We start from the raw sequence: 5,233 nt of genomic DNA on the forward strand, positions 1-5,233 counted from the left end.
TAACAGCTCTTTCTACTGTAGGGGCGGCCGTTCGCCCCTACTAACTATTGACTACTAGAAACAGTTCAAGTATTTGTAGCAAACATTTATCAAACTGGCATAATTACTGATTAGATTCACAAACTTTACTTAGTTCCCTTTTTTAATTTCTTCTTCCTCTTTCTTTTGAAAATAATAAAGACTTACAGAATTTGGAATCATAATTTCTCCGCTCTCCAACTTTTGCGAATTGCTGGTGAAATAATCTAGCAATATTTGTAATTGCGAAGTGGAAAAATATTTCGTATTAGCACCAACTATAAAATCTAGTAAATTTTTAGCCAACTGAGAATCTTTCTGAAAACATTTTGTAATATTAACTAAAAACTCTATCGTTTCTTGATAAAAAGGAATATTCTGTTCGGAAAAGAATTGATATAAATCCTCGCTAAAAAACCTTGGTCTTTGATAAAGTCGCTGACTTATAGAGTAATAAGGTTCGTTTAATTTTGTTTTTACAGCTATTGCAATAATTGCTATCCCTTCTGCTCTAAGAAGTTCGTAAACTTTCTGAAAAGAGGATTCAATTTCTGAAAAGTAGCAAAATGAATGAATTAACAGGATAAGGTCAAAACTTTGGGATAATTTTAATTTTTCTAATTCAACTGGATAAATTTTAAATCTAAATTTTTCAGGTTGAAATTCGCTAAGTTCTTGACACCATTCTTCTGTTTTTACACATTCTAATTTGTTGGGATCTATTCCCACAAAATAAATAGATTTTTTCAAATTAAGCAGTTTTGTCAAAAAAGGTTTCTCAAAAAGTCCACTGCCACAACCTATACTCAAAATAGTATAACTTTCTTGTGAAAACTTATGTTTTTCTATTGCCTGAAGTGTAGCTTCAAACATCATGTCTTGTTCATCATGCTGACTACGATAAGCAATTAGTCCTTCCATATATTCTTGCTCATTAAGTTTAACAAGCTTCAGTTTTGGGTCTGAGAAAAAGTTAGCGATCGCTGATTTTTGTAAATTATTCATCATCATTTTCTCTCTTTTTTCTTTGTCTTTAATTACTTATTAAGTTCACAAATTTTCCTGAGTTCTCTTTTTTTATTTCTTCTTCCTGCTCCTTTTTCTGAAAATAACAAAGGCTTGTAGAAGTTGGTATCATAATTTCTCCGCTCTCCAACTTTTGTGAATTGCTGCTCAAATAATCCAGCAAAAATTGTAATTGGGAAGGAGAAAAATATGTCGTATCAACACCAAATATAAAATCTAGTAAATGTTTACTGAACTGAGAATCTTTCTGAAAACATTTTGTAATATTCACTAAAAACTCGATCGTTTCTTGACGAAAAGGAATATTCTGTTCAGAAAAGAGTTGATATAAATCCTCACTATAAAATGCTTGCCTTTGATAAAGTCGCTGATTTAGATAGGAAAAAGGTAGGTTGAATGCTGTTTTTACAGCTACTGCAATAATTGCTATTCCTTCTTCTCCAATAAGTTCGTAAACTTTTTGAAAAGAGGATTCAATTTCTGAAAAGTAGTAAAATGAATGAATTAACAGAATGATGTCAAAACTTTGAGATGATTCAAATTTTTCCAATTCAACCGGATGAATTTTAAATGTAAATTTCTCTGGTTGAAATTTGCTAAGTTCCTGACACCATTCTTGTGTTTTTATACATTCTACTTTGTTTGGGTCTACTCCCACAAAATGAATAGATTTGTTCCACTCAAGAAGCTTTTTTAAAAAATGTTTCTCAAAAAGTCCACTGCCACAACCTATACTCAAAAAGGTGAAAATATTGCTATTAAAAATAGAGGAGAATGATAATAATTTTCTCTCTATTTATCTGCATAATTTATACAAAGAAACCGGGTTAAGAAAGTAAATAATTGTTTTTGACAATAAACATCTAGGAGAAACTCGGTTTCTGGGTTCACCTGCATAAGTATCGATCTATATTAACTTGTAGACATCTCCAAAAATCAAAAATAAAATAAATTATACAGCGCTTTTCAGTTGAGTAGACCACTAAATTCATTGTTAGGAGTCAGGAGTCAGGAGTCAGGAGTCAGGAGTTAGGAGTTAGGAGTTAGGAGTCAGGAGTCAAGAGTTAGGAGTGAAGAGTCAGTATCATTGTGGTTTATTCATATGAAAACCGCTGTAAAACATAAATCATCAATCATCAATCATCAATTATCTTTCCCTACTCCCTACTTCCTAAATACTTCAAATTATTTCTGAAATTGCCTCTTCTAAAGCAACTTGTAACTTCTGATTTTCATGGTTGTGTACTAACTGCAGTTCTAAAGTAATAACCATCTAAACCAAGCTTAAAACCAAAGTCTTTTATCCATATATTATGGTGACGAAGAGCTTTAACTAAATTAGAGGAAAAAATTCCCAGAGGTTTTGTATTCACAAACAGAAAATTTGTTACGGAAGGATAAACAAAAAACCCTATTTTTTTTAAACTTTGACTCAGGTTTTCTCTCTCTATAGAAACTTGCTTAATATTTGAGTAAGCATAATCTAAATCTTCTAATGCTGCCATACCAGCAACCAATGCCAATTTATTTATAGGAAAGATTTGAGAACCACGATAAAGATAGTCAATTAACTTTTCATTTCCAATGCCATAACCTAATCTTAAACCTGCTAATGCAAAGCTTTTAGAAAGACTGCACATCACTAATATATTTTCATATTTATTAATTAGGTCTGATACGGTTTGTTGAGACATTTCATAGTAGCATTCATCGACTACTACCAAACAATTTACAGACCTAACAATCTTAATAATGTCATCGCGAGAAACTAAATTTCCTGTTGGGTTATTGGGGTTGGCAATGAAGATAATTTTAGTAGTATCAGTAACTCGATATTAATTCTGTAATTCTAAATAATTAACACTAAAAAGATTATTTTTATCAAGCCAAGATTTTTTCAGTTTAAATCCTGCTTCTAGAGCTAGCTCTCCCAAATCTACGATGCTATATTTGTGGGAATTTTCACTATGAATGCTTTCCCCTTCTTTAAAACTAAACTCTTGTCCTAAAACTTTAACATTTTGAGATTTCTTGCTAACTAAGTGCAATTCAATCCTGCCTATCGTTGGATTATAAGGAGCATAATGATAGAAATCATCTAAATTAAAATTAGCATCAAGTTCTCTATTAATATTATCTAGAATATTGAGATTAAACTTAGCAGTAAGTCCTTGAGAATCGTTATAAGCAGCATGAAGTATATTAGGGTCTTTTTTAAGATCGACTCCAATTAACATACCTCCTTTACCATTTAATAAATTAGCCGATTTTTTTAACAAGGCGACTGCTTCAGAATAAACTAAGTTTCCAATTGTACTGCCAGCAAATAAAATGACTTTATTGTTAATATCTTTGTCGTTCAGTAATTTCTCATCAGGCAACTTAAATTCTTGTTGAGTATAATCAGCAAAAACAGCAGTAATATCTAAATCTGGATACTTGGAACTTGTAAACTCTGCATAGTCGAATAAATGTTCTTTAGCTATATCAATAGGTATATAACCCGCAGGAGATTCAAGAGCATCAATAATAGGATAAACTTTTTCTACGCTACCACTACCATACTCGATTAATAAACACTTTTCACCTATTATTTTGGCAATTTCTTGACTATTTTGTTGTAAAACTTCTATCTCAGTTCGAGTTATGTAATATTCATCTAGTTTACAGATTTGTTTAAATATATCTCAGCCTTTTTTGTCGTGAAAGAAAAACTGTGGTGGAAATTCTTTTCTTGGTAAAGAAAGTCCTTGCAAAACTCGATCGCTAAAGTTCATTAAGGTTGGTTTTAAATCAGAGAAAGTCAATTTTGGCATTTTGATTGTGGATTTATAGTTAAGTTTTCTAGCCTTCGGTAATAATATCACTTTGGGGAGTTTGTTGAAAAAGTCTTTTTGCTCAGGTAAGGAGTAGGGAGTAGGTAGGGACGTTGCATGTAAAGTCCCTACCTACTCCCTACCTCCACCATCAGACTTTTGAGCGCAAACCCTAAGAGGAAGCTTGAAACCAAAATTTTTCGGTCAATTTATAATTATGCTTGAACTATTCTAAAACCAGCGTGCTGATAAAAATTAGGACGGAACCAATTTCGATAATATTTTAAAGCTTCTGTACCGTTAGTTATCCAACATCCTCCTAACATCATATTATGTTTACTATCAAAAAACGGAGCAGAAATATCCTCATAAAGTTGATGAATTTTAAACCCAGAAAGAGGATTCAAATTATCACTTAACCATTCCCAAACATTACCCCGTAAATCATATAATCCCGATTCATTTTTGGCAGTTTCTAAGAAACCAACGGGAGTTGGAGAACCATATTTAAAATTTAGATTATAATTATCTGCTTCTACTTCTTTACCATTTCCATAAGTTACTAAATTATATTCAGCTTCAGTCATTAAGCGAATATTTTTACCCCTCCAACGACAATAAGCAATTGCTTCATAATTATTAACTTCCACAGGCCAATCTAAAGGTAATTCCATTTCATCAAACATAGCTCGATATTTATAGTTACTATTTTCAACTATCCAAAATTTAGGATGTTTGATATTATTTTCAGTTTTCCAAAGCCAACTTTCTTGAGTCCAATAATCTTGATTTTCATAGCCACCAGCTTTGACAAATTCCAGAAATTCTCCATTCGTAATTAAATATTTACTAGCCATAAAAGGTGCAACTTCAACTTGGCGATCACCATATTCTATATCCCAACCAAAAGTAGGATGATCTTCTGGTTTTCCTAGTTTAACAACTCCTCCATAAATTTCTATCATTTCATTATTAATTATCTGATTATTAGTAGGAGCATATTCCCAATTATTAGGATGTTTGAGTTTTTCTACAGATAGTTGCCGAAACAACATTGATGAAGTTTCGATATGAATCCGTTGATGTTCAATACTCATCATTAACGCCCAAAGAGGATGATTTTGATTGATAGGAAGATTAAGATGAGTTTTCTGAATTAGGTCTAAAATGATTTGATAAACTTTTTCTCAATACTGCCAAACATCTTCTAGTTTCGGACAATTAATGTGAGCGATCGCCCTATCTAATTCTTCTGGTTTTTCTGGATCTACTCCTAATTCAAATAATATTTCGTAGTTAGAGTTAATACGTTTTTCTAATAATTCCACGTGAATTAATTTATTGATGTAGAAAACTGCCGAATGTCCGAGATA

At 31.7% G+C, this 5,233-nt stretch carries 5 protein-coding genes and 2 pseudogenes; all 7 read right to left on the bottom strand.

Going from position 1 to position 5,233, the window contains the following annotated elements; all coding sequences use genetic code 11:
- Positions 1–129: 129 nt before the first annotated feature.
- On the bottom strand, positions 130–1,029 hold the full coding sequence (locus F6K40_RS38575; RefSeq protein ID WP_293145096.1) for a class I SAM-dependent methyltransferase: 900 nt from the start codon (positions 1,027–1,029) through the stop codon (positions 130–132).
- Positions 1,030–1,051: 22 nt separating this feature from the next.
- Positions 1,052–1,783 carry a class I SAM-dependent methyltransferase gene (locus tag F6K40_RS38580; RefSeq protein ID WP_293145099.1) on the bottom strand — a complete coding sequence of 244 codons (732 nt, stop codon included), beginning with the start codon at positions 1,781–1,783 and terminating at the stop codon, positions 1,052–1,054.
- A 493-nt stretch (positions 1,784–2,276) separates the two neighbouring features.
- The gene (locus F6K40_RS38585; protein ID WP_365674277.1) at positions 2,277–2,855 is read right to left on the bottom strand and encodes a pyridoxal phosphate-dependent aminotransferase; all 579 of its coding nucleotides are present in this window, start codon (positions 2,853–2,855) and stop codon (positions 2,277–2,279) included.
- A gap of 24 nt (positions 2,856–2,879) precedes the next feature.
- Complete coding sequence (gene egtD, locus F6K40_RS38590) at positions 2,880–3,728, bottom strand: L-histidine N(alpha)-methyltransferase (RefSeq protein WP_365674280.1); 849 nt, start codon at positions 3,726–3,728, stop codon at positions 2,880–2,882.
- 3 nt (positions 3,729–3,731) lie between these two features.
- Positions 3,732–3,860: a hypothetical protein gene (locus F6K40_RS38595; protein ID WP_293145102.1), complete on the bottom strand. Its 129-nt coding sequence runs from the start codon at positions 3,858–3,860 to the stop codon at positions 3,732–3,734.
- Between the two features lie 215 nt (positions 3,861–4,075).
- A pseudogene (ovoA, locus tag F6K40_RS38600) lies at positions 4,076–5,035 on the bottom strand (5-histidylcysteine sulfoxide synthase); the annotation flags it as partial.
- 12 nt (positions 5,036–5,047) lie between these two features.
- Positions 5,048–5,233, bottom strand: a pseudogene (locus F6K40_RS38605) (5-histidylcysteine sulfoxide synthase); the annotation flags it as partial.

This window comes from Okeania sp. SIO3I5 (genome assembly GCF_010672085.1).
GTDB lineage: Bacteria > Cyanobacteriota > Cyanobacteriia > Cyanobacteriales > Microcoleaceae > Trichodesmium.

Bases quoted from the DNA above. Each gene is read 5' to 3' on its own strand.
- F6K40_RS38575 (WP_293145096.1), bottom strand. From the start codon at position 1,029: ATGATGATGAATAATTTACAAAAATCAGCGATCGCTAACTTTTTCTCA.
- F6K40_RS38595 (WP_293145102.1), bottom strand. From the start codon at position 3,860: ATGCCAAAATTGACTTTCTCTGATTTAAAACCAACCTTAATGAACTTT.